Consider the following 26,052-nt stretch of genomic DNA (forward strand, 5'->3'; position numbering starts at 1 on the left):
GGATCCGATTCGCTCGGCGATGCCTATTGGATGCCTTTTACCGCCAATCGCGACTTTCGCGCCCACCCGCGTATGGTGGCCGCTGCCGAAGGGCGCTATCTGATCGATACGCGCGGTCGGCGGCTGTTCGATTCCCTATCGGGACTGTGGTGCTGCGGCGCGGGACATAACCGCGAAGAACTCCAGCAGGCCGTGGCGCGCCAGCTCGGCAGCCTCGATTACGCACCGGGTTTCCAGGTCGGCCATCCGCTGGCTTTCGAGCTCGCCGAGCGGATCGCCGAGCTGACGCCCGAAGGGCTCGATCATGTCTTCTTCACCAACTCCGGCTCGGAGAGCGCCGATACCGCGCTGAAGATGGCGCGTGCCTACTGGCGGCTCAAGGGCAGACCCGAGAAGACCCGCCTGATTAGCCGCCTCAAGGGCTATCATGGGGTCAATATCGGCGGCACCAGCGCCGGCGGCATCGTCGCCAATCGCAAGCATTACGGACAGTTGCTGGAGTTCGGCCACCTGCCGCACACGCTGCAGCCGGGGCATGCCTTCACCCGTGGTCAGGCCGAGCAGGGCGCCGAGCTCGCCGATGCGCTGCTCGACCAGATCGCGCTCAACGACGCCGCCAACATCGCCGCGGTGATCGTCGAGCCGATGTCGGGCTCGGCCGGGGTGATCGTGCCGCCCAAGGGTTACCTGGAGCGTCTGCGGGCGATCTGCGATGAACACGACATCCTGCTGATTTTCGACGAGGTGATCACCGCCTTCGGGCGCTGCGGCGCGACCACCGGGGCCGAGGCCTTCGGCGTGACGCCGGACATCATGAACGTCGCCAAGCAGATCACCAACGGTACGATCCCCATGGGCGCGGTGATCGCCTCGCGCGAGATCCACACCACCTTCATGCAGGCCGGTGGCCCCGGGCATGGCATCGAATTCCCCCACGGCTACACCTACAGCGCCCATCCCGTGGCCTGCGCCGCCGCACTGGCGGCACTCGAGCTGTTCGAGCGTGAGGACTTCCCCGGCCAGGTGCGGGCCATCGCGCCAGCTTTCGAAGCGCGCCTGCATGCGCTGCAGGGGCGTCCGCACGTCGTCGACATCCGCAATTACGGCCTCGCCGGGGCCATCCAGCTGGCGCCGCGCGAGGGCGACCCGGCGATTCGTCCACGCGATGCCGCGCTGGCGCTGTGGGAGGCGGGTTTCTACGTTCGCTACGGTGGCGATACTCTGCAGTTCGGCCCGCCGTTCGCGACCACCGAAGCGGAACTCGAGCGCCTGTTCGATGCCGTGGCCACCGCCCTGGATACGTTGGCCTGACGCTGCGCGAGCGTTTTTGTAACCCTTATTACAGCGCGTTTGCAGTCCGCAGGCGCGATCCAGAACAATCGGCAAGGAGTCTTCATGGAATTCATCAGTCATCTGATCGGCGGTGAGCCGAGCGATGCCCCGGGGGCTACGCTCGAGGTGACCAATCCCTCGACCGGTGCGGTGGTGCGTCGTGTCGCCAGTGCCGACGCCGCGACCGTCGAACGGGCGATCGAGGCGGCACGGGCCGCCTATCCGGCGTGGCGCGATACGCCGCCTGCCAAGCGCGCACAGGTCATGTTCCGCTTCAAAAAGCTGCTCGAGGACCATGCCGAGCGGCTGACCTATCTGATCAGCGAGGAGCACGGCAAGACCTTCGAGGATGCCGGGGGCGAGTTGCGCCGCGGCATCGAAAACGTCGAGTACGCCTGCGGCGTGCCCGAGTTGCTCAAGGGCGAGTACTCGCACAATGCTGGGCCGGCGATCGACGCCTGGTCGAATTTCCAGCCGCTGGGCGTGGTCGCAGGCATCACGCCGTTCAATTTCCCGGCGATGGTGCCGCTGTGGATGTACCCGATGGCCATCGCCTGCGGCAACACTTTCATCTTGAAGCCCTCCGAACGCGATCCCGGTTCGGCGCTGGCAATCGCCGAGCTACTCCAGGAGGCCGGGCTGCCCAAGGGTGTCATCAACGTGGTCAACGGCGGTCGCGAGGCGGTCGATGCGCTGATCGAGTCGTCGCACGTCAAGGCGCTATCGTTCGTCGGCTCGACTCCGGTCGCCGAGTCGATCTATAGCCGCGGTGCGGCCAACGGCAAGCGTGTCCAGGCCCTCGGCGGCGCCAAGAATCATGCCGTGGTGCTGCCCGATGCCGATATCGAGAACGCAGCGAACACCCTGATGGGCGCCGCCTACGGGAGCTGTGGCGAGCGCTGCATGGCCATCTCGGTGGCGGTCTGCGTGGGCGACGAGACGGCGGATCGGTTGGTCGAGTCGATGCTGCCCAAGATCGCCGCGCTGAAGATCGGCCCGGGGACCGACAAGGGGCTCGACATGGGACCGCTGGTGACCGGCGCGCACCGCGACAAGGTACTGGGTTTCATCGAGGAGGGCGTGTCCAGCGGCGCCGAGCTGGTGGCCGACGGCCGTGGGCTGACGGTGGCCGGTTGCGAGAACGGCTTCTTCCTCGGCGGCTGCCTGTTCGATCGGGTGACCCCGACGATGCGGATCTATCGCGAGGAGATTTTCGGCCCGGTTTTATGCGTGGTGCGTGTCGCCAGTCTCGACGAGGCCATCCACCTGATCAACGATCACGAGTATGGCAACGGAACCTGTCTGTTCACTCGCGATGGCGAAGCGGCGCGGCGTTTTGCCGACAGTATCGAAGTGGGCATGGTCGGCATCAACGTGCCGCTGCCGGTACCGGTGGCTTACCATAGCTTCGGCGGCTGGAAGCGTTCGCTGTTCGGCGACCTACATGCCTACGGTCCCGATTCGGTGCGGTTCTATACACGTCGCAAGGCCGTATCCCAGCGCTGGCCTTCGGCTTTCGAAACCACTCAGGCCGAATTCAACTTCCCCTCCGGCGGTCACTGACGATTGTGCGGGGCGAGCAAACCGGTCCGCTTGCGGGCCGGTTGCCAGCATGTCTCCCGCATCCTCGACGATGGTCTCTCAGGCCAAAGTTCACTTCAGTTAGCCCTCCACCAAGCCGATATCGGCTTAGAAATTCGGTGAGGGAGTTCGCTGATGCGTATCGTGAATCTGGGCCTGTTGGGGGCCTTTCTGGCCGCTGCCATAACCGCCAGCTTGTGGCTCGACACGCCATGGGTGCCTTACCTGACGACTGCGCTGGGGTTGTTGGCCGGGCTTTCGCTCGATCGTTGCGCGCGGATCTACGGTGCCGATCCCGATGAGCTCGATGCCATGAGCCAGCGCGGACTGCCGGTGTCGGGACGCGACTACCTGTCGCTACGGCAGATGGCTCAACGGCTCGTCAAGCGCGCCGGAAAAACGGCCATCGCCTCCGCCGAGGTATCGCATCACGCCGACCGGCTCGACAGGCGGCTCACCGAGCAGGAGACCATCGTCCGCGAGGCAGTGACGAGCATGGCGGTGATCACCGCAACCATAGAGGCCGTTTCGGCCAGCGCCAGCCAACTCGCCGCCCAGGCGAGCGCCTCGCAATCGGCCAACCAGAGCAATCGCCAGACGCTCGACGGCGTTATTGGGGAGATGACGCTGCTGGCCAGTCGCTCGGACGAGGCCCTGGAGCTGCTCGAGTCGCTGGCGGGCAAGACCCATCGCGTCCGCGACGTAACCGGAATGATCGAAGAGATCGCCGAGCAGACCAATCTGCTGTCACTCAATGCCTCGATCGAGGCGGCGCGTGCCGGCGAACATGGCCGTGGCTTCGCGGTGGTGGCCGGTGAGGTTCGTGAGCTTTCGCGACGCACCGCAGAGGCGACCCGGCAGGTCGAATCGCTGGTCGACGAGATCGGTGACAGCAGTAACCGGGTCGTCGAGACGATCGGCCATTTGATGCGTCGGGTGGGCGACAGTGCGAGCGAGATCGAAGCGGTGGGCGGCCATCTCTCGGCCATGACCGAGGATTTCGACAGCGTCGAAAGCCAGGTCGCCGAGATCGCCGGCTCGATGCAGCAGACCCGCGGCCATAGTCAGCAGGTCTCGCAGACGCTGACCACGCTCAAGGCGCACGTCGACGACGGCCTGGGCGATATGCACGATCTGGCCGAGCAGGCCCGCGCCTTGATGGATGCCGCGGAGGCAGTGGACGGCGAACTTGCCCAGCAGCGCCTGGCCAGCCGCCATCAGCAGGTCTTCGGCGAGGCGAGACGCGCCGCCGATCGGATCGCTGCACTGCTCGAGCAGGCCATCAAGCGAGGCGAGCTGCGAGAAGAGGCACTCTTCAGCGATAAATATACCGTTATCTCAGATACTCGGCCACCGCTCTATCGAACGACCTACGACAGATACACCGACCAGCATCTACCGAGCATCCAGGAGCCGCTCCTCGCTGCCTTACAGGCCAGTTACGCGATCGCCTGCGATCGGCGTGGCTACGTCCCCACGCATAACCGCCATGTCAGCAAGCCACCGAGTGGCGACTATGAGACCGACCTGAAATACAGTCGCAGCAAGCGAATCTTCGACGATCCCACCGGCCGTCGCTGTGGCTCGCACACCCGCGCCTTGCTGGTACAGACCTACAAGCGTGACACCGGTGAGGTGATGCACGATCTGTCCGTGCCCATTCACGTCAACGGCCGTCACTGGGGCGGTTTTCGGGTCGGCTACCAACCCGAGAGCGTCGCGAGCTGAGCGCCTTCTAAGGCTGTTGGCGTTTCGGCCCCAGCTAAAGAAGTCTACGTTCACGCCGTTAACCTCTTTAACATAGGGCAACTATAACCCATTAAAAATGGGGCCGGGCCAAGACGTCATCGAGCGGTCGTTTGCCACGGTCTCGTCTGTACGCAGGAGTACATTCAATGACCACAGTGGCCATGGCCTCGACGGGGCTTCTACAGGAGTCGCTACTCGGTCAGGCGGTGACGGACGTGCTGGCATTGCCACGGTTGAAGGCGGAGCTCGTGGCTGCTTGTCAGGCGATGGTCAGCCCGTTGCAGCGTCTCTACCTGGGCAACATGGCCTCGCGCGCAGCGGTCCCGGGGTTAACGGCCGATGCGCTGGTCGAGCGCATGACGCAGCCGCTGGAAGCCTTGCACGACTGGGTACTCGAACCGCGGATCATGCCGAGTCTTGGCGCCGGGGCAGCCGGTCTCAGCGATTTCTGGCACTTGGTTCTGATGACACACAGCCTGGGCGAGCTGGCGGGGCGCACGCCGCCCTTGCGGCTACTGCACCTGTTAGGCGTCGCCAGGGTCAGGGCACGCCTCGAGCAGCACGCCGGCCTGTCCAGTGTGCTGCCTACCTACCTGGTCCCGCATCCCGCCGAGCATGGGCTGAGCGTCACCGAGATAGCCGCGCTGTGCAGCCTGAAGTTATCGACCGTGCGCAACGCCGTGTCGCGCCGCGAGATGCCTTTCTCCAAGCAGCGTGGCGTGGGTTTCGACGACGCTCTGGACTGGATGGTCCAGCGCAGCGGCTTTCTCTACCCGCATATCAACGCCGCTACACGAGACCGCCGGATCAACGGTCGTCTGGCTGCAGAATGGCTTGCCGCCAGCGACAGCGTGGTGTTGGAACGTTCGGTGAGTCGTCTGCGCTTGTCGATCTGGCAACTCGCCGATTGCCGTCAGCGCATCGCCCTGAACACCGAGGGCGTGCGTAGCTGCGTCGTGCTGCTGCCCGGCGTGGATAGCGTGCAGTTGTCGGGGCTGGGCCTGGAGGCGCTCGACGATCGCAGCGCGGACCCCTCCGCGACCATGCATCGCGAGGCGCTGGCGCTGCGCGGTGAAGAGACGCTATGGCAATGCCAAGTACCGACGATGGCCGTGCTCGGCACGCTGATCGAGCGTCTGCGCCTTGCCGAGCCGCAGGTGATGTTGGTCGGCGAGGCTTCGCTCGGCTGAGCCCGATGGGCGCGCCGTTCAAGCGGCCCGTTCGTGTGGACGCTGCTGCCAGGCGGAGTAGGAGTACATTGCCAGGCCGATCCAGATCAGCACGAACGTCGCCAGTTGGATCGACGAGAGCGGCTCGTTAAAGACCAGCAGCGCAATGCAGAACTGGATGGTGGGATTCAGGTACATGAGAAAGCCGAGGGTAGCCAGGCGCAGTCGCCTCGCGGCCCCGGCGAACGCCATCAGCGGCAGTGCCGTTACCACGCCGCTGGCGATGAGCAGGAGCGAGGCTTGGCTATCGCCCTGCAGGAAGTGCGATTGGCCGCTATTGCTCAACCAGGCGATGGCCAGCAAGCCCAGCGGGAACAGCAATAGCGTCTCGACGAACAGCCCCGAAAGCCCATCCAGTGGAACCTGCTTGCGCAGCAGCCCATAGGTGCCGAAGGTCGTCGCCAGGACCAGCGTGATCCAGGGCAGGGTCCCCAACAGCACCAGCTGAATGGCGATGGCTACCGCGGCGATAGCCACGGCGACACCCTGCAGCGGCGACATGCGCTCCTTGAGAAAGAACATCCCCAACGCCACGTTGACCAGCGGCGTGAGAAAATAGCCCAGGCTTGCCTGAAAGACCTGGCGACTCTCGACGGCATAGATGTAGATGCCCCAGTTGAGCCCGATCAGCACCGCACACGCCAGTACCCGCCCCAGACGACGCGGCTCGGCCAGCGCCGCCCGAATCGGCGACCATCGCCTGAGCAGGCTCACCAGAACGACCAGGAATACGCACGACCACAGCACGCGGTGGATGAGTATTTCCCAGGCCGGAATGCCCTCGAACAGGGCGAAGAACAGCGGAAAGCAGCCCCACATCAAGTACGCGCAAAGGCCGAAAAGTACCCCTTGGGTGGCTTCCTTGTCGGGCTGGACGTGCAGGCTCATGACTTTTCCTGGTGCAGTTGGCGTAGATGACGCCACTCAGGGCGTGTCGTGTCGTCCTGAGTAGGTCATGGCTCAGCGTGAAGCGGGCGCTAATGTTAGCATGTCGCTGGCCCCAGCGGCTGCACCCTGCCGGTCCCTCGGTTAGGCTAATGGCCATGACCCACATGGCGGCTTGAAGCCGCGACAGGAGGACACCATGAGCGAGCTACGGACGACCCTCGTCCAACCGGACCTGCGCTGGGAAGATCCAGAGGCCAATTGCCGCTTGCTGGAGCAGCAGCTTGGCGACCTGGGGCAGGCGGAGACTGACTTGATCGTGCTGCCGGAGATGTTCGCTACCGGCTTCACCATGAATTCCCGCGAAATGGCCGAATTGATGGAAGACAGCCGAAGCGTCGCGTGGATGCGCCGCCAGGCGACGCAACGTGGCTGCGTGGTGACCGGTAGCGTGGCGATACTCGCCGACGGCGAATATTACAATCGCATGATCTGGGCGACGCCCGACGGCGAGCTGGCCTATTACGACAAGCGCCACCTGTTCCGGATGGCCGGTGAGCATGAACGTTACGGCATGGGCGATCAGCGGGTCATCGTCGAGCTCAAGGGTTTTCGCCTGTTACTGACGGTCTGCTATGACTTGCGGTTCCCGGTTTGGCTTCGCCAGCAGCCGCGTGCGGATGCGCACTTCGAGTATGATGCATTGCTGTGCGTGGCCAATTGGCCGGCGCCGCGTCGTCAGCCGTGGCGTATCCTGCTGCAGGCGCGAGCGGTCGAGAACCTGTGTTACGTCGTCGGCGTCAACCGTGTCGGTGAAGACGCCAAGAAGCTGGCCTATTCCGGCGATTCGATGCTTGTCGACTTCAAGGGCGAGCCGCTGATCGATGAGCCCCGCGATCAACCCTTCATTCGTACCGGTGTGCTCGACAGCGACACACTGGCCCAGTTTCGCGATAAGTTTCCCGCCTGGATGGATGCCGATCGCTTCACGTTGGAGATGTAATGCGCCTCGACAAGTTTCTCTGCGAGACCACGGATTTGACCCGCAGCCTGGCCAAGAAGGCGCTTCACCGAGGCGAGGTGAGTGTCGACGGCGAAGTGACCAAGAATCCCGCCGTGCATGTCGGCGAGGATAGCGCCGTCGACTGGCTGGGGGAGCGATTGACGCCTTTCGGCCTGCGCTATCTGATGATGAACAAGCCCCTTGGGGTCGAATGCACCACGCGAGCGGGGCGCTACCAGACGGTGCTCGAGCTGATCGACCTGCCCAAGGTCGAGCGCCTGCATTCGGTGGGGCGGCTGGATGTCGACACCACCGGGCTGGTGCTACTGACCGACGATGGCCAGTGGTCGCATCGGGTGACATCACCGCGAACCCAGCGCCCCAAGGTTTATCTGGCCACACTGGCCGAGCCCCTACAGGGCGATGCGCTGACGAGCGCGATAGCTACCTTCGCGGAGGGCATGTTGCTGGATGGCGAACAGAAACCGACACGCCCGGCCCGGCTCGAAGCGCTTTCACCCGAGCGTTTCCGCATCACCGTGACCGACGGAAAATACCACCAGGTGCGCCGCATGTTCGCCGCGATTGGCAACCGTATCGAGACACTGCATCGCGAGTCGATAGGCCCCTTGGTTCTGGACCCGGACCTCGAGCCGGGGGAGTGTCGCATGCTGCGAGGCGAAGAAATTGCCGCTTTCTAGTATTTATACCGTTATCTTAAATACAAACACATAACAATTGAACGCTCCGAGCCAAGAGAGGTTCGCATGGCCAAGAAGCAAGACAAGATCATCGAGATCCTGCTCGATCGTCATGGCGAGACATTCGCCCATGAACTGGGTGTGGAACTTTCCCGCAACACACCGACTCCCTTGTTTCGCGTGCTCTGCCTGGCGCTATTGACCAGCACCCCGGTCGGAGCCAACCAGGCCATGCGTGCCTGCAGGGCGCTTGGCAAGGCCGGCCTGACTACGCCACGCAAGATGGCCGATTCTCGTTGGGAAGAGCGGGTCGAGGTGCTCAACAAGAATGGCTATGCCCGTTATGACGAGAAGACCGCCAGTCAGCTGGAGGTCCTGACCGACCATCTCCAGACGGAATATGCCGGGGACCTGCGCAAGCTGCGCGAGCGGGCAAATGGCGATTCCAGCGCGGCGCGGAGCCTGCTCAAGGAGTTCAAGGGCATCGGCGGCGTGGGCGCGGATATCTTCCTGCGGGAAGTGCAGGTCTGCTGGGAGGAGCTAGGTCCCTTTGCCGACAAGATGGCACTCAAGTCCAGCGCCAAACTGGGGCTCGGCGACGACGCCGAGGCGCTCGCCAGGCACGTGAACGGCGATAGGCAGGTTTACTGTCGGCTCGTTGCGGCCCTGGTGCGTAGCCAGTTGGCCAAGGATCATAAGCAGATCCTCAAGGACGCCTGACCGTTACTTATCCAGTGCCGCGGCTTGCAGCAAGGCGCGCGTGTAGTCGCTCGTCGGATGCCGCAGCACCTGCTCGCAGTCGCCATATTCGACTACCTCGCCGTTTTTCATGACCAGCACACGATGGGCCATGGCCCTGACGACCGCCAGGTCATGGCTGATAAACACGTAGCTCAGTCCGCGACGGGCCTGTAGCTCACGAAGCAGCGTGATCAATTGCTTCTGGACGGTGCGATCGAGTGCCGACGTCGGCTCGTCGAGTATCAGCAGTTCCGGTTCGAGGATGATCGCGCGGGCGATGGCGATACGCTGGCGTTGCCCACCCGAGAACTCATGCGGGTAGCGCGATGCCACGTCTTCCGGCAAGCCGACTTCTTGCAAGGTGGTGGCGACACGTTCCCTGATCGCCTGCTCGGTCAGGTGCGGGTTGTGAAAGCGCAGTCCCTCGCTGATGACCTCGGCCACCGGCATGCGTGGGGAGAGCGAGCCATAGGGATCCTGAAACACGATCTGCATGTTGCGGCGCTGCTTGCGCAGGTCATTGCCGGTGAGGGTGTCCAGACGTGTTTCGCCGAGGGTGATCTGGCCGGTTGCGCGATTGAGGCGCAGCAGCGCCATGCCCAGCGTGGTCTTGCCCGAGCCCGACTCGCCGACGACGCCCAGCGTCTCGCCGCGGGCCAGGCTCAGGTCGAGCGGCTGTACCGCAACGAAGGGCGCACGGCGACGGGCGAACAAGCGACGCGGCCGTGGGAAAGCGACCGAAAGCTGGCGAGCCGTGAGCAGCGTACTTTGCGTCTGGCAGGGGGCAGGGCGTCCTTCGGGTTCGGCGGCCAGCAGGATGCGCGTATATTCGCTGCGCGGCCGCTCGAAAACCTCGTGGACCTCTCCGCTTTCCTGCTCGCGTCCCCGGTAGAGCACGCAGACGCGGTCGGCGTGACGACGCACCAGGTTGAGATCGTGGGTGATGAACAACATGGCCATCCCGTGGCTCTTCTGAAGGTCGCGCAACAGCTGCAGTATCTCCTGTTGAACGGTGACGTCGAGCGCGGTGGTAGGCTCGTCGGCGATCAGCAGGCGTGGCCGGTTGGCGATGGCGATGGCGATCATGACCCGCTGTCGCTGGCCGCCGGATAGTTGGTGTGGCCAGGCATCGAGGAGCTCGTCGGGACGCGGCAGGCGTACCTGCTCGAGGAGCTCACGGGCCTTTCGCCGCGCCGTGCCCTTGGCGAGATCATGGTGCAGGCGAAGCGCCTCGCTGACCTGCTTGCCGACGGTGTGCAGGGGATTCAGCGAGGTCATCGGTTCCTGGAAGATGAATCCCACCTGATTACCACGCAGCCGATGCCACTGGGTAGCATCAAGCTCTGACAGGTCGCGTCCCGCCAGCTTGCGGCTTCCATCGACCCGCGCGTTGCCGGGAAGCAACCCCATCGCTCCCAGGGCAGTGACCGACTTCCCCGAGCCCGACTCGCCGACCACTGCCAGGGTCTCCCCGGCGCGCACGCTCAACGAGAGCCGCTCGACGACCGATAGTCCACCGAAGGCGATGGAGAAGTTCTCGAGTGACAGCACTGTGTCGCTGCTCATCGGCTGGTCTCCGTGCTGTCGGTGCGGCGCTTTTCGTCGTGTGCGGCGGGGGTCGGTTGAATGGCGCCGGTCGAGGCCTGGATGTGCCGGGGATCGAAGGCATCGCGCAGGCCCTCGCCGATGAAGACCAGCAACGACAGCATCAGGCTCAGCGTGACGAAGGCAGTGATGCCCAGCCAGGGCGCCTGTAGATTGTTCTTGCCCTGGGCCACCAGTTCGCCGAGCGACGGCGAGCCGGGCGGCAGGCCGAAGCCGAGAAAATCCAACGCGGTCAGGGTAGTGATCGCCCCGGTGAACAGGAAGGGGATGAAGGTCAGGGTGGCGACCATCGCGTTGGGCAACACATGGCGCCGCATGATGAGCCGCGAGGGCAGTCCCATGGCGCGCGCCGCGCGCACGTACTCGAGATTGCGCGCGCGCAGAAATTCCGCGCGTACGATATCCACCAGTCCCAGCCACGAGAACAGCAGCATGATGCCCAGCAGCCACCAGATGTTGGGCTCGACGAGGCTGGCGAGAATGATCAGCAAGAACAGCACCGGCAGTCCCGACCAGATCTCGGAAAGACGCTGGCCGACCAGGTCGACCTTGCCGCCGAAGTAACCCTGGATGCCGCCGAACGTCACACCGAGGATCAGCGAGCCGCCGGTGAGCGCCAGCGCGAACAAGACCGAGAGCCGAAAGCCGTAGATCACTCTGGCCAGTACGTCTCGGCCCTGGTCGTCGGTGCCCAGCCAATGACGAAGATCCGGGGGCGAGGGGGCCGGTTGGTTGAGTTGCCGATCGAGCGTGTCGTAGGAAAAGGGGACCGGCGGCCATAGCATCCAGCCGTGTTCGCGGATTTCGTCCTGGACGAACTCGTCGTGATAGTCGGTGGACGTGGGCAGAAAGCCGCCGAATTCGGTTTCCGGGTAGTCCACCAGCAAGGGCGCGTACCAGCCGTCCTGATAGTGCACGATCAGCGGCTTGTCGTTGGCGATCAGCTCGGCACCGAGGCTGAGCACGAACAGCACGGCGAACATCCACAGCGACCAGCGGGCCCGTGGGTTGCCGCGAAATACCGCCAGCCGGCGCCGCATGATCGGTGACAGGCGTACCCGCTTGTTCTGCGACATTGAGGTCAAGCTTCCCGAGTATCGAAGTCGATGCGTGGGTCGACCCACACGTAGGTCAGATCAGAGATCAGCTTGAGTACCAGGCCGATCAGGGTATACAGGTAGAGCGTACCGAAGATCACCGGATAGTCGCGCTGCATCACCGCCTCGAAGCCCAGCAGGCCCAGGCCGTTGAGCGAGAAGATCACTTCGATGAGCAGCGAGCCGGTAAAGAAGATGCCCACCAGCGCGGCCGGTAGCCCGGCTATGATCAGCAGCATGGCGTTGCGAAACACGTGCCCGTAGAGGACGCGGCGATCGCTGGCCCCCTTGGCCCGTGCGGTCAGCACGTACTGCTTGTGGATCTCGTCCAGGAAGCTGTTCTTGGTCAGCATGGTCAGCGTCGCGAAGCTGCCGATCGCTGCCGCGATCACCGGCAGGGTGATATGCCACAGGTAATCGCCGACCTTGGCCAGGGGCGAAAGTTCGTCGAAGTTGGCCGAGGTCAGTCCGCGCAGCGGGAAGAGATCGAAATAGCTGCCGCCGGCGAACAGCACGATCAGCAGGATGGCGAACAGGAAGCCGGGAATTGCATAGCCGACGATGACCAGCCCCGAGGTCCATACGTCGAAGCGGGAGCCGTGGTTGAGCGCCTTGCGGATGCCCATCGGGATCGAGATCAGATAGACCAGCAAGGTGGTCCAGAGCCCCAGCGAGATCGATACCGGCAGGCGCTCGAGCATCAGATCGACGACCGGGCGACCGCGAAAGAAGCTGTCGCCGAAATCGAAAGTGGCGTAATCGCCGATCATTCCCAGGAAACGCTCGTAGGCCGGCTCATCGAAGCCGAACTGCTCTTCGAGCTGGGTGATGAAACGCGGGTCGACGCCACGCGAGCCGCGCGAGGCCTGAGTATCGCCGGACGGGTCGCCGCCGCCGCCGTCGAGCCGCGTGCTGGCATTGCTGTCGAGCCCCTGGTAGCGAGCGATGATCTGGTCGATGGGGCCGCCCGGGGCGGCCTGGACGATGACGAAATTGAGCAGCATGATCCCCAGCAGCGTGGGGATCATCAACAGAATGCGTCGCAGGATGTAAGCAGCCACGGGTGTCTATCAGCCCCCGCCGTGCTGACGCTGGTTGATCGTCTTGGCGCGCTGCGGATCGACCCACCAGGCATCGAGATCGAGATTGTACCGGGGGAAGGGCTGGGCATAGCCGAACTTGTCCCATACCGCGATACGCGTGCCATCGAGATGAAACTGGGGAATGACGTAGAAGCCCCAGCGCAGCACCCGGTCGAGCGCCTTGGCCGCGGTGTCCAGCGCCTGGCGGGAGTCGGCGCGGATCAGTGATTCGACCAGCGCATCGATTACCGGGTTCTTCAAGCCGATCAGGTTGCGGCTCTGGGGCTGGTCGGCATACGCCGAAGTCCAGTATTCGCGCTGCTCGTTGCCCGGGTTGGCCGATTGGGGAAAGCTACCCACGATCATGTCGAAATCGAAATTGCGCAGCCGGTTGAGGTACTGATTGACGTCGACGGTACGAATCCGCCCCTGGATGCCGATCCGCTTGAGGTTCTGGAGCAGGGGCTGGACGATGCGCTCGAACTGCGTGTCGTAGAGCAGGACCTCGAGCGTGAAGGGTTGCTCGGTCTCACGGTCGACCAGCTGGCCCTTCTGCACTTCATAGCCGGCATCGCGCAGCAGGCCCAGTGCCTTGCGCAGCCGTGGGCGCAGGTCTTCCGGCTGCTCTATCGGCAGCGGCTCGTCGAAGAGTTGCTCGGGAAGCTGTTCGCGGTAGGGCTCGAGCAGCTCGAGCTCGGCGTCGCCGGGCAGGCCACTGGCGGCCATGTCCGAGCTTTCGAAATAGCTGTGGGTGCGTTCATAGGCCCCATAGAAGAGTTGCTCGTTGAGCCATGGGAAGTAGAAGGCCAGATTGATGGCCTCGCGAACCCGCACGTCCTTGAACTTGTCGCGCCGCAGGTTCATGACGTAAGCCTGCATGCCGGCAGGCTGGCCATCGGCGACCAGCATCTTCTCGACGAAGCCGTTGGCGAATGCCGGGAAGTCGTAGGCGGTGGCCCAGTTGCGCGCGCTGGATTCGATACGCATGTCGACATTGCCGGCCTTGAAGGCTTCGAGAGCCACGGACTGGTCGCGATAGTAGTCGAAGACCAGGCGATCGATATTGTAGCGACCGCGATTGACCGGCAAGTCCTTGCCCCAGTAGTCGTCGACGCGCTGATAGACGATACGCTGGCCGGGTACCACCTCGGCGATGCGGTAAGGCCCGGAACCCAGCAGCTTGTCGAGCGTCGGCGTGGTGAAATCGCGACTTGCCCAATAATGCTCGGGCAACACGGGCAACTGCCCGAGGATCAGCGGCAACTCGCGGGAGTTTTCGGCGGCGAACTCGAAACGCACGGTGTCTTTGTCGAGGGCCTGAACCGAGCTGACATCGGCGTAATAACCGGCATAGAAGGGCTCGCCCTCGTCGCGCAGCAGGCGAAAGCTGAACACCACGTCATCGGCCGTGACCGGCGTGCCATCGTGGAAGCGCGCGGCCGGATTGATGTCGAATTCCATCCAGCGGCGCTCAGGATCGAGACGGATGCCCGACGCAAGCAACCCGTACATCGAAAAGGGCTCATCGGGATTGCTGACCATCAGCGTATCGTAGATGCCGTTAAGGCCACTGGCCGGTGTGCCCTTGATGATGAATGGATTGGTCGAGTCGAAGCTGCCCATTGCGGCGCGGGCCAGCTCGCCGCCCTTCGGGGCATCGGGATTGACGTAGGGAAAGTGCTCGAAATCGGCCGGCAGCGCGGGGGTGTCGTAGAGCGCCAGGCCATGGACCGTCGGAACCTGGGCGGCGTCGGCGGCCAAGACCGTCCCGGGGAACGCCAACACGGCGGCCGCCAGCAGCGCGGCCAGGCGATTACGTAACATCGACGAGATCCTTCTGATCGCGCGACATGTCGCGCCTTGCTGAAGATGAGCCGGCCTGAGCCTGATCGGCTCGCGCCACCGGCTAGCGGACGTACGCCGTATCTATCGTGCGACGTCACCGCAAGCCGAACGCTAGTTTGCCAGATACAGTGTCAGGCGCTGACCGGGTTGTAAATACTGGCTGCTGTCGAGGGCGTTCCAGCGCGCAATATCCGAAGCGGCGACGTCATGACGCTGGGCGATACCGCTGAGACTGTCGCCGGGCTGGACCTGTACCACCAGGGTGTCTGCGCGGGTGTCGAGCGTCTCGCGACCCAGCGGAACCCGCAGGGTCTGGCCGATACGGATGGTGTCGCCACTCAGACTGTTCTCCTGGCGCAGTACACTGACCGGGACCGAATGGCGGGCGGCGATCGCCGACAGGGTATCGCCGCGTTTCACCCGATAGCGCTGCCAGCTGGCCATGGCCTGGGGCGGCTGATTGGCGAGCGCGCTCACCAACGTTTCGCGCGCCTTGGTCGGGACCAACAAGGTCGGAGCGCGGCGTGGCAGCGTAACGTTCTGGAGCAGCCCGGGATTGAGCGCTTCCAGCTTGGCTTCGCTCACGCCGGCCAGCTTGGCGGCCTGTTCGAGATCGATCTGACCCGGCACCTCGACGCGCGCGAAGGCCGGCTTGTCGGCGATGGCGGGCAGGTTGATGCCGTAGTAGTCGGGGCGGGCGATGATCAGGGAGAGCGCCAGCAGCTTGGGCACGTAGTTCATCGTCTGGCGCGGCAGTCGAAGGTCCCAGTAGCTTCCCGACTTGCCCTGGGCGAGGGCATTGCGTATTGCATGGTTGACGGTGCCGGCGCCGGCATTGTAGGCCGCCAGCGCCAACTCGAAATCGCCGTCATACCACTGATCGGCCTGTTGCTGGAGGTAATCGAGCGCCGCCCGCGTCGAACTGATCACGTCGAGCCGGCCGTCGTACCACCAGTCGCGCCGCAATCCCAGGGCGTCGCCGGTGCCGGGCATCAATTGCCACAGCCCGGTGGCGCCCCCAGCGTGCTGGGCAGTAGGGTCGTAGGCGCTTTCGATGAAGGGCAGCAGGGCAATCTCGCCGGGCATGTCGCGGCGTTCGAGCTCCTCCATGACCCAGTAAAGCCACGGGCTGGCCTGCTGGGCGATCGCGGCCACACTGTGGGGGTGCTTGCGATAGTACTTAAGCCAGCGCTGAACGCGCGGTTCGTCTGCATCGACCTGCCACTGGAAACCGCCGCGCAGACGCTGCCAGGCGTCCTTGCTCACGGCGGGTTCCAGTGCCAGTTCGTTCCAGAAGATCGGGGTCGTTTGTGGTTGTGCCTGCACGGCACCAACGGTCAGGGCTAACATCAAGCCACCCGCCAGGCTTTGAGTCCGGCGGCGGGGCGATCGGTGAGTCATTTCGGGATTTCCTCGTGGGCGCGAAGGGGGGCGTCCATGGGGTTCAAAAGCGGTCCTTCCAGGAGCGCAATGTAGCGAATGTGTTCAATGGCGTATCTGCCGCTCCCTGTGTCGCGGCTCGCGCACGCACGGCCTCGACGGAGACCCGCAGGAAGGGATTGATCTGGCGTTCGCGAGCGATATTGCTGGGCAGGGTCGGTCGCGAGAGATCGCGAGCCTGCTGGCATTCGCTCAGATAGCGGTCGCGGGCCGGGTTGTCGGGCTCTACGGCTTGGGCGAAGTGCAGATTAGCCAGCGTATATTCGTGTGCGGCGAAGACCAGCGTGTCATCCGGTAGGGCGCTCAAACGGGTCAGCGCGTCGTGCATCTGCTCGGGCGCGCCTTCGAAGAGACGGCCACAGCCACCGGAGAACAGCGTATCGCCACAGAACAGCAGCGGAGGGGTTCCGGCAGCAAAGAAGGCGATGTGATCGAGGGTATGGCCGGGAACCGCCATGACCTCGAAGCGACGCCCCATGACGCGACATTCATCGCCGTCGCCAAGGCGCTCGTCGAGCGCCTGGATATCCGGATTGGCGGGGCCGATGACGTGGGGGGCGTAGCGTTTGGCGAGTTCCGCGAGGCCGCCGGTATGGTCGTGATGATGGTGAGTGATCAGGATGGTCGTCAGGTTGAGTCCCTCACGCTCGAGCAGCTCGATCACCGGTGCGGCGTCGCCGGGATCGACGACCGTAACATCGCTGCTGGTATCCTGGCGCAACAGCCAGATATAGTTGTCGCTGAAAGCCGGAATCGGTGTCACGCTCAACATGAAGAGTTTATCCTCGGCGCGGTTGTTGGCAGCCAGAAGTGTGTGATTAACCGTTACCCGCGCGTGCGCGGCGCAACTCCGGCTGCGTAAAATGGCCCAACCTTGGGGGGATCGAGCCGCTGTGTCAAATTCGCAGTCAACGGTCGAATTGGCTCGACTGGTACGCGAGGGACGTCGCTACTGGTCGACGCAAGCCGGCCTGGCACACTGGCAGGCCGAGCGGGCATGCCTGGGGCCGATATGCGAAAATCTCTTTGGTGCCCATAGCTTACAGCTGGGAATGGCGCCGCGGCTCAGTGACATGTGTCCCATTCGCCACTCTCTGACCTGGTCACCAACCCGCGAACTCGCCAGCGATGCGGCGACAGTGATCAGTGCTCCCGACAGCCTGCCGCTAGACGACGAAAGCATGACCCTCGTGGTCATACATCATCTGCTAGAAGTCATACCCGAGCCGCATCGGCTTCTTCAGGAGGCGACGCGGCTGGTCGCCGACGACGGCCGACTGGTCCTGTTCGGCTGGTCGCCCTGGAGCTTCGAGGGGTGTCGCCGGCCCTGGGCCGGGCACCGCAAGGTCCTGCCCTGGCGTGGCCAGTGGCGAACGCCGGGGCGGCTCAAGGACTGGCTGACGTTTGTCGACTTCGAGATCGAGCGGGTAGACTACTGCGGGTTTCGCCTGCCCGGCGGATACCCGCGCAACGCCGGCCTGGAGACTTTCGGACGGCGCCACAACCTGCCTCTAGGCGATACCTACATGATTCGTGCGCGACGCCGCAGCCAGTGGGCGCAGGTCGTTCGGCCGCGGTTAAGAACACCTGTGGTGGGACGCTCGCTGTTGGGACACGCCCCGCGGGTGGCAAGCAATGACCATGAACGCGAAAGGATGACCGAGGTTGACTGAACACGACTTACCCCGGGTAACCATTTATACCGACGGCGCCTGTCGCGGCAATCCCGGCCCGGGTGGCTGGGGCGCACTGCTCAGCTCCGGCGAACACGAGAAGACGCTCAACGGCTTCGAGCGGCAAACCACCAACAACCGCATGGAGTTGACGGCCGCGATCATGGCGCTGCGCGAGCTCAAGCGATCCTGCCGCGTCGCCTTGCACACCGATTCGGAATATCTGCGCAAGGGCATCACCGAGTGGATCCACGGTTGGCAGAAGCGCGGCTGGAAGACGGCCGCCCGGCAGCCGGTCAAGAATGCCGAATTGTGGCGGGAACTGCTGGCCGAGTCGCAACGCCATCAGATGGAATGGCACTGGGTCAAGGGACACAGTGGCCATCCCGGCAACGAACGCGCCGATGCCTTGGCCAATGCGGCCATCGACGCGGCAACGCTAGCTGGCTGAACCAACGCTTCGTTCCTCTCAACAACTATCGAGATTGTCATGCGTCAGATCGTCCTCGACACCGAAACGACCGGTATAGACCCCAAGGAAGGGCATCGTTTGATAGAGATCGGCGCCGTCGAAGTGATCAATCGGCGGCTGACCGGTCGCAGCTACCATCAGTACATCAATCCCGAGCGAAGCATCGAGGCCGAAGCCGTCCAGATCCACGGCATCACCGACGAGCGCGTGGCCAACGAGCCGCGCTTCGCCGAGATTGCCGATGCGTTCTGGGAATTCATCCTCGGCGCGGAACTGGTCATTCATAACGCGGCTTTCGACGTTGGCTTCATCGACCATGAGTTCCAGTTGTTGCGGGCGCTGCGTGGCGAACCGGTGCTGGGCCCAGTCGCCGATCATTGCGGGATTCTCGATACGCTGAAAATGGCGCGCGACCGGCACCCTGGCCAGCGCAATAGTCTCGATGCGCTGTGCAAGCGCTACGAGATCGATAATGGCCACCGGGTGTTGCACGGCGCCCTGCTCGATGCCGAAATACTGGCCGACGTCTATCTGGCGATGACCGGCGGCCAGACGGCCTTGACTCTCGATGCCGACGCCGGCGAAGCGGCTGAAGGGGGCGTTGCGGCCAGCCGTATCCGCCGCCTGGCGGCGGATCGCCCGCGGCTCGCCGTGCCGTTGCCCAGCGATGAGGAGTGGGCCGCCCACCAGGCCAAGCTGGCGAGCATCCGCGAAACGGCGGGCGAGTGCCGCTGGGACGCGATGGGCGACTGGAACCCGCGGCCGGCCGAACACTGATGTTTCGCCGCGATCTGCCTGCCGCCGAACGCCACAGCGGCGGAGTGTACATCCGGCTGGACTCCCGAGGGCGCATCGCCCCGGGACGAGACGGCGGCTTTCTCGAGAGCGTCGCGACCTGGCCCGACGGCGTCCAGCCGCTGGGTTTCTGGCACGATCAACCCGTTGCCGTGCTCGTCGAAGCGGCGGAACACGACTGGCCTTCGGCGCGGCAATGGCTCGGCGAACTGGGCGAGTCGCACTTCATGTTGCTGTCTACCGCGCTGCAGGTCGTGACCTGGCAACGCGATCATCGCTTTTGTGGCCGCTGTGCGAGCCAGACTCGGCGGATTGCCGGTGAATTCGCCATGCATTGCGATAGCTGCGGTCAGCGTAACTACCCACGTATTTCACCCTGCATCATCACGCTGGTCACGCACGGCGAGGATCTGCTGTTGGCACGCAGTCCGCGCTTTCCCGCCGGACGCTATTCGACCCTGGCCGGCTTCATTGAGCCCGGCGAGGCCGCTGAAGACGCCGTGCGCCGCGAGGTTTACGAGGAAGTCGGGCTGAGCGTCGGACGTGTCACCTACTTCCGCAGTCAACCCTGGCCCTTTCCGCACTCGCTGATGCTGGGCTTCTTCGCCGAAGCCGCCAGCCGGCGCATTCGCATCGATGGTGTGGAAATCGCCGATGCGGCGTGGTTCACCCCGCGCCGCCTGCCGCAGTTGCCACCGGCCTATTCGATCTCGCGGGCGCTGATCGAGGCCCATCTGCAAGGTGTCAGGGCAAGGTAGGCGACCGCGAGGCAGCTATCGGCTATAATCCCGGCCCGCGCCAATCGCGCATCGCTTGCGAGGGTTCCCTCACCCCTCGGATAACCATCGTCAGTAAAAAGGACCTCGAATGCTTGCCCTGACCGATTATCAACATCGGCGCTGCCTGTTGGCCATGGTGGCGTTGCACATCGTCGTCATTACCGCCAGCAACTACTTGGTGCAGTTGCCTTTCACGATCGCCGGATTGCACACCACCTGGGGCGCGTTCAGCTTCCCGTTCATCTTCCTGGCGACCGACCTTACCGTTCGACTGTTCGGCAAGACACCGGCGCGCCAGATCATTGCCCGGGTGATGTTTCCGGCATTGATCATTTCCTATCTGCTCTCGGTGCTGTTCGAGAAGGGCGAGTTCCGCAGCCTGGCTGCGCTGGGCGAGTTCAACCTGTTCGTCGCGCGCATCGCTCTGGCCAGCTTCATGGCCTACGTGATCGGCCAGTTGCTCGACATCCAGGTCTTCGATCGCCTGCGACGCAGCGCCCGCTGGTGGGTGGCGCCTGCACTGTCGACGGTCGTCGGCAATCTAGCCGATACCTTCGCCTTCTTTTCGATCGCCTTTCATGACGGGCCGGATGCCTTCATGGCCAGTCACTGGGTGGAAATCGCCTGGGTCGATTACGCCGTCAAGCTGAGCATTTCATTACTATTATTCTTGCCGATGTACGGGTTGCTGCTGGGGTGGCTGACGCGTCGTCTGCTGGTCTGGGGCGCGCAGCCGACCCGCGAGGGTGTCTAGCCCCGAGACTATCGAGATTCCTCCATTCGCGTTGACACAAGGAGAGGCTTCGCATGACCCACACCATCGCTTTGCATCATCAGGTCAGCGGCCCCGAGCAGGGTGTGCCGCTGGTGATTCTCCATGGCCTGTTCGGCAGTGCCGACAACTGGCGTTCGCATGCCAAACAATGGCAGGAGCAGCGTCGTGTGGTGGTGGTCGATCTGCGCAATCATGGCCGCTCGCCGCATGCGGCGACCATGACCTACGCGGCTATGGCCGAGGATGTCGTTGCACTGCTCGATCGACTGGGAATAGAACGCTGCGATCTGCTGGGGCACTCAATGGGCGGCAAGGTCGCCATCAGCGTGGCGCGCCTTCAGCCGCAGCGTCTGGCATCGTTGATCGTCGCCGATATTGCCCCGATAGCCTATGACCATGGCCATGAGGACATTTTCGAGGCCATGCGTCAGGTCGAGCGCGACGCGCCTGAGTCACGCAAGCAGGCCGATGCGGCGATGGCCACGCATGTCGAGACGCCGGCGATCCGCATGTTTCTGGCAACCAATCTGGAGCGTGGCGATGACGGTGTCATGCGCTGGCGAGTCGGGCTCGACGAGATCGAGGCCGCGTATGCCGACATCGCCGCCGAGCCGGCCGGTGAGGACCGCTATTCGGGGCCGACCCTGGTCGTTCGCGGAAGCCGCTCGGACTACGTCGACGACGCGCTGCTGTCGCAGGTCAAGGCGGTATTGCCCGAAGCGCAGGTGGTTACCTTGGATGCCGGGCATTGGCTGCATGCCGAGGCGCCGGAAGCCTTCCATGAGGCCGTGGATGAGTTCCTGGCCGAACGTGATCAAGGGGAGGGGTAAAGGCGATTCCGTTCGTTGGCAGGGGCCGTCAGGGCGTCTGGATCTCCACGGCGAGGCGTGACACCGGGGTGATTTGCTCGATCAGCCCACGGGCTTTCAGATACGCTTCGAAGCGCGCATAGCGCTGGGGTTGAAGCAGGCTGGGGCGCAGCGCCATGAATCGCAGCACGTCAGGCCAGGCGGCACGGTTCTCTGGCGTATCGAGCGCCGGTTCGGCCGTGCTGATCAACTCCCAGCCGGCTTGTGGGTGCTTGACCAGCCAGGCGGTGGCCCGTTCCAGGGCATCCAGGAAATGACTGATGTCACGGCGATGTTCGCTGAGATCGTCGCGATTGGCGACCAGGATCAGCGCGTCGTGTAGCGGTATGCCGCTGTCGTCGATGGAGAATTCACGGGTGGCTACGCCCTGCTGAGCGCTCTGGCGACGATCCAGCGGTCTCAACGTGCCGACCACGGCATCGACCTCGCCGCGGGCCAGGGCCTGGCTGAGCGAGAAGTCGACACGCTCGAGCTTGATCTCCTCGAGGCCGAAGCGCTGTTGTTCGAGCAAACCATCGAGCAGCACCCGGGCCTCGTCCTCCACCGCATAGCCGATGGTTTTGCCCTTGAGATCGGCCAGCGATGCGATGCCGCGGTCCGCACGGACCAGGATTCCACTGAGCGGCACGGGAATCAACGTGCCGACCCTGACCAGGGGGAGGCCGCGATCGACCAGGCGATGCAAGGTCGGCTGAGACATCAGGGCCAGGTCGGCACGCTCGGCCGCCACCAGCTTGGGCGGCACGTTAGGGTCGGCCGGCGCGTTGAAGGTGACGTCGAGTCCCTCCTGGTCGAGCAGGCCGCGCTCGCGGGCAACGATCAGTGCCGCGTGGTAGGGGTTGATGTACCAGTCGAGCATCACATGCAGGCTATGAGTCGGCGGCGGCGTGATGGCCTCCGGCTCGCTTTGGACGAAGCGTGGCTTGGGCGGGACGAGTAGCGGCGCCTCGCTACCTTCGGAGAGTTGCTGAATCAGCAGGTTGTCGCGAACAGTGCTGCTCGCTGCGACATCATCGGACTCGCCGGTCACCAATTGCAGCGCAGTTTCGACGGCGCTCTTGGCGAGTGACGGTTCGGCCTGCGCTAGGTGGGCGACGAGCGCCAAGACGAGACCTAACAGGATGGCCGGAAAACGGCTCTCCAGCATCACTTACGATTCCTTCTAACGCGCGATGAGATGGCCCGCGTAGCGGCGAGGGCGGCGCTCCAGTCTAGCCCGGAGGATATTGGACTGGCTAGCGAAGCCGTTGATTCGGCGTTGTAAACGGCCCCTTGGCAATGCGCGAGCGACGCCGAAGGGCGCCTACGCGGCTACTGGAACGCATGACATACTAACGGGAATCAGCAATCCGACATGGACCACAATGGATAGTATCAACACGCTGTTCCTGTTCACCGGCTCCTTGCTGGCACTCAGCATCCTGGCGAGCCGCCTGTCGTCGCTGTTCGGCCTTCCCTTGCTGTTGATATTCCTGGGGCTGGGCATGCTCGTCGGCGAGGATGGCTTGCTGGGCATCGAATTCAGCAACTACTCGCTGGCTTTCATCATCGGTCATCTCGCCCTGGCGATGATCCTGCTCGACGGCGGGCTGCGTACCCGCCTGAAGACCTTTCGCGTCGGCTTCAAGCCGGCGCTATCGCTGGCGACGCTGGGGGTCTTTCTGACCAGCGGCGTCGTTGGGCTGTGCGCCATGTGGCTTCTCGATCTCAGTCTCGTTCAAGGCTTGTTGGTGGGGGCGATAGTCGGATCGACGGATGCCGCGGCGGTGTTCTCGATGCTCGGTGGGCGGGGGCTCAACCTGAATGAGCGCGTCGGGGCCACGCTGGAAATCGAATCCGGCACCAACGATCCGATGGCCATTTTCCTGACCATGACGTTGGTCGAGGTGCTGACCGGCGAGATCGGTGGTCCCGTCGATACCTTGCTGCTGTTCGTCAACCAGTTCGGGTTGGGGTTGCTGATCGGTGTGGGCGGCGGCTGGCTCATCGGCAGGTTGCTGCGTTGGCTAGATCTGGCCCCGGGGCTATATTCGTTACTGACCCTGGGGCTGGGGTTCTGCGTCTTTGGGCTCACCAGCGCGCTGGATGGTAGCGGCTTTCTGGCGATCTATCTGACCGGGCTCATGGTCGGCAATCAACCGGGACGACATCTCAGCTTCATTCTACCCGTACACGATGGCCTGGCCTGGCTCAGCCAAATCGGGCTATTCCTCGTGCTGGGTTTGCTGGTGACGCCAAGCGAGATGATGAACTATGCGGTTCCGGCTACCTTGCTGTCGCTGGTGTTGATTTTCGTGGCCCGTCCGCTGGCGGTTATCGTGGCCATCAAGCCATTCTTTCGTTTTCGCTGGCGAGAGCTCACCTTCATATCCTGGGTCGGTTTGCGTGGCGCAGTGCCGATCGTACTGGCGATTTTTCCGGTTATCGGCGGCGTGGAAAATGCCGAGCTGTACTTTAACGTGGCCTTTTTCGCGGTACTGATATCGCTGCTCGTCCAGGGTAGCAGCCTCTCTCCCGCGGCCCGGCTCACCAGGGTCCTGGTGCCTGCACGAACTGCCCCCAACCGGCGCGGCCCGCTGGGCGTCCTGCCGGAAAACGATTACGAGATGTTTGTCTACCAGGTCGAAAACGATGCCCTTGAAGACACGCCCATCCGCTTGTTGCGTTTTCCTTCTGGGGCGATGATCTCGGCACTGTTCCGGCAGCATGCGATGTTGCACCCCAAGGGCAATACCCGGCTGCGTATGGGCGATGTGCTTTGCATCATCGGCCGCAGTGATGATCTACCCGCGCTGAATCGGCTTTTCAACGGCGATGCACGCCTGAAGCAGGAGCGCGCATTCTTCGGCACCTTCACCCTCGATGCAGGCGCCCTGATGCGCGACGTGGCGGATGCTTACGGTTTGACGTTGAGCCCTGGTGAGCAGGAGATGACGCTTGGCGAGTTCGTATCCTTGCGCGTCGGTGGCCATCCCGTTATCGGCGACGATATCGACTGGCACGGCTTTCAATGGGTCATCAGCGAAATGGACGGTAATCGCGTCAAGCGCGTGGGTTTGCGCCTGTACTGATCAAAACGCCATGAAGGCAGGTAAGAGGGGGAGAGAACGCGCGGAGCAAAGCGTTGCCCCGCTCAAGGGCGTGAAGTCTTTATAGGCAGGCCCGCTTCCGGCCGCTTCAGGAGCCGAGCCGGGCGGGCACAGGCTTTTTTGAGATTTAGCCGAAACTGCGCTGGTTTTCATTCAGCCAGTCGCCGCATTGAGTACCGGCCCCAGCCCAGTCCTCGTTTACGTGCGTCACGAGCAACGCGTCCTGGCTCGTCAGGTGTGGCCGAAGCTGATCGCGAATATCCGTTGCGTTGCATGGCGCTTCGATTAGCCAGCACCCATCCATGACATGCAGATGCTTATAGGTCTCCAGCGCATCGTAGAAGGCGGCATATTCATCGGGGAGATTAAGGTCGTAATGAACTGAAAAAATGGGCATAAGGGCACCCTGCGCTAGTGTATTTATTGATCATGACTACGATACATTCACTTACAGTGGTCTATCAAACCTATTGTATCGAGCCCGGTAAAGACCATGCGAGAGTAAACGTTTAGTTAAAAAGAACGTCTCTCTTTAGTGGCAATTGCTATCATTTATGCTTATGGTTTTTTTGCTTATTTATTATAAGTCGGTCAACGTTGGCTCTATCGACGATGACGTTCCAAGGGATGAGCTGCTTATTCTCTTTAGAACCACCTAACGATAGCCAGGTTGCAAAAGACCGTACGGCACATAGTATAGAAAGCCGCATAACGGAACTTGCAGTAACGAAGCAGTAACGAAAAGGCCCCGCTGAGCGGGGCCTTTTGCGAGGCTTGGCGGAGGGACAGGGATTCGAACCCTGGGAAGGCTATAAACCTTCGCCGGTTTTCAAGACCGGTGCATTCAACCGCTCTGCCATCCCTCCGGCTTACGGAGGCGTATACTACCATTTTTTTCTCGGTCGTCAACTCCTTGGCGGCAATCAATACAAAGCCTTATAAGCGAATGGTGGCTGGGCATGTGGGTGGCCGCGCGGTCGCGCAGTATGTCCGCTGCGTTTTTTGGCCTTTCTCAAAGTGACTGCTACGGTTGGGGGAGAGCGTTAAGGCGCTTGCATGGAAGCGATACAAGGAGAGCGAGATGAATAGCGATCAGGTAAAGGGCAACTGGAAACAAGTCAAGGGCGAAGCCAAGAAGCGCTGGGGCAAGCTTACCGATGACGACCTGGATACCGTCGACGGCGAATACGAGCGCCTGATCGGCGTGCTCCAGGAGCGCCATGGCATGGCCCGCGAAGAAGCCAAGAAAGAGGTCGATGACTTCTACGGCAAGCTTTGATTGGCGTAACGAGCCACAAAGCCATACAGGC

General features: G+C 63.1%; 24 protein-coding genes and 1 tRNA gene. 15 read left to right on the top strand and 10 right to left on the bottom strand.

Annotated features, from left to right (window positions below; translation table 11 throughout):
- The first annotated feature begins 30 nt into the window (after positions 1-30).
- From R6258_RS00865 to R6258_RS00880, 4 genes are all read left to right on the top strand, one after another.
- Complete coding sequence (locus R6258_RS00865) at positions 31-1,311, top strand: aspartate aminotransferase family protein (RefSeq protein ID WP_412176346.1); 1,281 nt, start codon at positions 31-33, stop codon at positions 1,309-1,311.
- Between the two features lie 84 nt (positions 1,312-1,395).
- Complete coding sequence (locus R6258_RS00870; protein ID WP_318446307.1) at positions 1,396-2,895, top strand: CoA-acylating methylmalonate-semialdehyde dehydrogenase; 1,500 nt, start codon at positions 1,396-1,398, stop codon at positions 2,893-2,895.
- 153 nt (positions 2,896-3,048) lie between these two features.
- The gene (locus R6258_RS00875) at positions 3,049-4,641 is read left to right on the top strand and encodes a methyl-accepting chemotaxis protein (RefSeq protein WP_318446309.1); all 1,593 of its coding nucleotides are present in this window, start codon (positions 3,049-3,051) and stop codon (positions 4,639-4,641) included.
- A gap of 167 nt (positions 4,642-4,808) precedes the next feature.
- Complete coding sequence (locus R6258_RS00880; protein ID WP_318446310.1) at positions 4,809-5,852, top strand: hypothetical protein; 1,044 nt, start codon at positions 4,809-4,811, stop codon at positions 5,850-5,852.
- Between the two features lie 18 nt (positions 5,853-5,870).
- Here R6258_RS00880 and rarD read toward each other — a convergent pair whose 3' ends face one another.
- Positions 5,871-6,779, bottom strand: a complete 909-nt coding sequence (rarD, locus tag R6258_RS00885) for an EamA family transporter RarD (protein WP_318446312.1) — start codon at positions 6,777-6,779, stop codon at positions 5,871-5,873.
- A 196-nt stretch (positions 6,780-6,975) separates the two neighbouring features.
- Here rarD and R6258_RS00890 point away from each other — a divergent pair, with 196 nt between their 5' ends.
- The 3 genes from R6258_RS00890 to R6258_RS00900 all read left to right on the top strand — a co-directional run bounded on the left by R6258_RS00890 (position 6,976) and on the right by R6258_RS00900 (position 9,200).
- Entirely contained in the window at positions 6,976-7,779 is an 804-nt protein-coding gene (locus R6258_RS00890) for an amidohydrolase (protein WP_318446314.1), read from the top strand.
- Entirely contained in the window at positions 7,779-8,480 is a 702-nt protein-coding gene (locus tag R6258_RS00895) for a pseudouridine synthase (RefSeq protein WP_318446316.1), read from the top strand. Before R6258_RS00890 ends, R6258_RS00895 begins: the two co-directional genes overlap by 1 nt.
- Positions 8,481-8,546: 66 nt before the next feature.
- Complete coding sequence (locus R6258_RS00900) at positions 8,547-9,200, top strand: hypothetical protein (RefSeq protein WP_318446318.1); 654 nt, start codon at positions 8,547-8,549, stop codon at positions 9,198-9,200.
- A gap of 3 nt (positions 9,201-9,203) precedes the next feature.
- On the opposite strand, the gene R6258_RS00905 is transcribed toward R6258_RS00900, so the two are convergent.
- The 6 genes from R6258_RS00905 to gloB all read right to left on the bottom strand — a co-directional run bounded on the left by R6258_RS00905 (position 9,204) and on the right by gloB (position 17,062).
- Positions 9,204-10,787 carry a dipeptide ABC transporter ATP-binding protein gene (locus tag R6258_RS00905; RefSeq protein ID WP_318446320.1) on the bottom strand — a complete coding sequence of 528 codons (1,584 nt, stop codon included), beginning with the start codon at positions 10,785-10,787 and terminating at the stop codon, positions 9,204-9,206.
- Positions 10,784-11,902 carry an ABC transporter permease gene (locus R6258_RS00910; RefSeq protein WP_318446322.1) on the bottom strand — a complete coding sequence of 373 codons (1,119 nt, stop codon included), beginning with the start codon at positions 11,900-11,902 and terminating at the stop codon, positions 10,784-10,786. Before R6258_RS00910 ends, R6258_RS00905 begins: the two co-directional genes overlap by 4 nt.
- 5 nt (positions 11,903-11,907) lie before the next feature.
- On the bottom strand, positions 11,908-12,984 hold the full coding sequence (locus R6258_RS00915) for a microcin C ABC transporter permease YejB (protein WP_318446323.1): 1,077 nt from the start codon (positions 12,982-12,984) through the stop codon (positions 11,908-11,910).
- 9 nt (positions 12,985-12,993) lie between these two features.
- Positions 12,994-14,829 (bottom strand): extracellular solute-binding protein, encoded by a 1,836-nt coding sequence (locus R6258_RS00920; RefSeq protein ID WP_318446324.1) that lies wholly within the window; start codon positions 14,827-14,829, stop codon positions 12,994-12,996.
- A 132-nt stretch (positions 14,830-14,961) separates the two neighbouring features.
- Entirely contained in the window at positions 14,962-16,200 is a 1,239-nt protein-coding gene (locus R6258_RS00925) for a LysM peptidoglycan-binding domain-containing protein (protein WP_318446326.1), read from the bottom strand.
- A gap of 94 nt (positions 16,201-16,294) precedes the next feature.
- A complete protein-coding gene (gene gloB / locus R6258_RS00930) occupies positions 16,295-17,062 on the bottom strand; it encodes a hydroxyacylglutathione hydrolase (protein WP_318446328.1) in 768 nt (255 codons plus the stop codon).
- Positions 17,063-17,363: 301 nt separating this feature from the next.
- Between gloB and R6258_RS00935 the strand changes: the two genes are divergently transcribed.
- The 6 genes from R6258_RS00935 to R6258_RS00960 all read left to right on the top strand — a co-directional run bounded on the left by R6258_RS00935 (position 17,364) and on the right by R6258_RS00960 (position 21,614).
- Positions 17,364-17,963 carry a class I SAM-dependent methyltransferase gene (locus tag R6258_RS00935; protein WP_318446330.1) on the top strand — a complete coding sequence of 200 codons (600 nt, stop codon included), beginning with the start codon at positions 17,364-17,366 and terminating at the stop codon, positions 17,961-17,963.
- Positions 17,956-18,414: a ribonuclease HI gene (rnhA, locus tag R6258_RS00940; RefSeq protein WP_318446332.1), complete on the top strand. Its 459-nt coding sequence runs from the start codon at positions 17,956-17,958 to the stop codon at positions 18,412-18,414. Before R6258_RS00935 ends, rnhA begins: the two co-directional genes overlap by 8 nt.
- 39 nt (positions 18,415-18,453) lie before the next feature.
- Positions 18,454-19,212 (top strand): DNA polymerase III subunit epsilon, encoded by a 759-nt coding sequence (gene dnaQ, locus R6258_RS00945; RefSeq protein ID WP_318446333.1) that lies wholly within the window; start codon positions 18,454-18,456, stop codon positions 19,210-19,212.
- Positions 19,212-19,988, top strand: coding sequence for an NAD(+) diphosphatase (gene nudC, locus R6258_RS00950; RefSeq protein ID WP_318446335.1), 777 nt, complete (start codon positions 19,212-19,214; stop codon positions 19,986-19,988). Before dnaQ ends, nudC begins: the two co-directional genes overlap by 1 nt.
- Before the next feature lie 109 nt (positions 19,989-20,097).
- Positions 20,098-20,763 carry a 7-cyano-7-deazaguanine/7-aminomethyl-7-deazaguanine transporter gene (locus R6258_RS00955; protein ID WP_318446336.1) on the top strand — a complete coding sequence of 222 codons (666 nt, stop codon included), beginning with the start codon at positions 20,098-20,100 and terminating at the stop codon, positions 20,761-20,763.
- A 53-nt stretch (positions 20,764-20,816) separates the two neighbouring features.
- Positions 20,817-21,614, top strand: a complete 798-nt coding sequence (locus R6258_RS00960) for an alpha/beta fold hydrolase (RefSeq protein ID WP_318446338.1) — start codon at positions 20,817-20,819, stop codon at positions 21,612-21,614.
- Between the two features lie 28 nt (positions 21,615-21,642).
- Here the strand turns inward: R6258_RS00960 and R6258_RS00965 are convergent, their stop codons facing one another.
- The gene (locus R6258_RS00965) at positions 21,643-22,800 is read right to left on the bottom strand and encodes an ABC transporter substrate-binding protein (RefSeq protein WP_318446340.1); all 1,158 of its coding nucleotides are present in this window, start codon (positions 22,798-22,800) and stop codon (positions 21,643-21,645) included.
- 217 nt (positions 22,801-23,017) lie between these two features.
- Here R6258_RS00965 and R6258_RS00970 point away from each other — a divergent pair, with 217 nt between their 5' ends.
- Entirely contained in the window at positions 23,018-24,724 is a 1,707-nt protein-coding gene (locus R6258_RS00970) for a potassium/proton antiporter (protein ID WP_318446888.1), read from the top strand.
- A 145-nt stretch (positions 24,725-24,869) separates the two neighbouring features.
- Here R6258_RS00970 and R6258_RS00975 read toward each other — a convergent pair whose 3' ends face one another.
- Positions 24,870-25,139, bottom strand: coding sequence for a hypothetical protein (locus R6258_RS00975; protein ID WP_318446342.1), 270 nt, complete (start codon positions 25,137-25,139; stop codon positions 24,870-24,872).
- Positions 25,140-25,517: 378 nt separating this feature from the next.
- Positions 25,518-25,608: transfer RNA gene (locus tag R6258_RS00980), tRNA-Ser, on the bottom strand.
- A gap of 215 nt (positions 25,609-25,823) precedes the next feature.
- On the opposite strand from R6258_RS00980, the gene R6258_RS00985 reads away from it, so the two are divergent.
- On the top strand, positions 25,824-26,021 hold the full coding sequence (locus R6258_RS00985; protein WP_318446344.1) for a CsbD family protein: 198 nt from the start codon (positions 25,824-25,826) through the stop codon (positions 26,019-26,021).
- Positions 26,022-26,052: the final 31 nt, after the last annotated feature.

The sequence above is a fragment of the Halomonas sp. HP20-15 genome, assembly GCF_033446685.1.
Taxonomy (GTDB): Bacteria; Pseudomonadota; Gammaproteobacteria; order Pseudomonadales; family Halomonadaceae; genus Modicisalibacter.

Coding starts and splice junctions, on each gene's coding strand:
- R6258_RS00865 (WP_412176346.1), top strand. CDS start 31: ATGCCTTTTACCGCCAATCGCGACTTTCGCGCCCACCCGCGTATGGTG.
- R6258_RS00870 (WP_318446307.1), top strand. CDS start 1,396: ATGGAATTCATCAGTCATCTGATCGGCGGTGAGCCGAGCGATGCCCCG.
- R6258_RS00875 (WP_318446309.1), top strand. CDS start 3,049: ATGCGTATCGTGAATCTGGGCCTGTTGGGGGCCTTTCTGGCCGCTGCC.
- R6258_RS00880 (WP_318446310.1), top strand. CDS start 4,809: ATGACCACAGTGGCCATGGCCTCGACGGGGCTTCTACAGGAGTCGCTA.
- rarD (WP_318446312.1), bottom strand. CDS start 6,779: ATGAGCCTGCACGTCCAGCCCGACAAGGAAGCCACCCAAGGGGTACTT.
- R6258_RS00890 (WP_318446314.1), top strand. CDS start 6,976: ATGAGCGAGCTACGGACGACCCTCGTCCAACCGGACCTGCGCTGGGAA.
- R6258_RS00895 (WP_318446316.1), top strand. CDS start 7,779: ATGCGCCTCGACAAGTTTCTCTGCGAGACCACGGATTTGACCCGCAGC.
- R6258_RS00900 (WP_318446318.1), top strand. CDS start 8,547: ATGGCCAAGAAGCAAGACAAGATCATCGAGATCCTGCTCGATCGTCAT.
- R6258_RS00905 (WP_318446320.1), bottom strand. CDS start 10,787: ATGAGCAGCGACACAGTGCTGTCACTCGAGAACTTCTCCATCGCCTTC.
- R6258_RS00910 (WP_318446322.1), bottom strand. CDS start 11,902: ATGTCGCAGAACAAGCGGGTACGCCTGTCACCGATCATGCGGCGCCGG.
- R6258_RS00920 (WP_318446324.1), bottom strand. CDS start 14,829: ATGTTACGTAATCGCCTGGCCGCGCTGCTGGCGGCCGCCGTGTTGGCG.
- R6258_RS00925 (WP_318446326.1), bottom strand. CDS start 16,200: ATGTTAGCCCTGACCGTTGGTGCCGTGCAGGCACAACCACAAACGACC.
- gloB (WP_318446328.1), bottom strand. CDS start 17,062: ATGTTGAGCGTGACACCGATTCCGGCTTTCAGCGACAACTATATCTGG.
- R6258_RS00935 (WP_318446330.1), top strand. CDS start 17,364: ATGTGTCCCATTCGCCACTCTCTGACCTGGTCACCAACCCGCGAACTC.
- dnaQ (WP_318446333.1), top strand. CDS start 18,454: ATGCGTCAGATCGTCCTCGACACCGAAACGACCGGTATAGACCCCAAG.
- nudC (WP_318446335.1), top strand. CDS start 19,212: ATGTTTCGCCGCGATCTGCCTGCCGCCGAACGCCACAGCGGCGGAGTG.
- R6258_RS00955 (WP_318446336.1), top strand. CDS start 20,098: ATGCTTGCCCTGACCGATTATCAACATCGGCGCTGCCTGTTGGCCATG.
- R6258_RS00960 (WP_318446338.1), top strand. CDS start 20,817: ATGACCCACACCATCGCTTTGCATCATCAGGTCAGCGGCCCCGAGCAG.
- R6258_RS00965 (WP_318446340.1), bottom strand. CDS start 22,800: ATGCTGGAGAGCCGTTTTCCGGCCATCCTGTTAGGTCTCGTCTTGGCG.
- R6258_RS00970 (WP_318446888.1), top strand. CDS start 23,018: ATGGATAGTATCAACACGCTGTTCCTGTTCACCGGCTCCTTGCTGGCA.
- R6258_RS00975 (WP_318446342.1), bottom strand. CDS start 25,139: ATGCCCATTTTTTCAGTTCATTACGACCTTAATCTCCCCGATGAATAT.
- R6258_RS00985 (WP_318446344.1), top strand. CDS start 25,824: ATGAATAGCGATCAGGTAAAGGGCAACTGGAAACAAGTCAAGGGCGAA.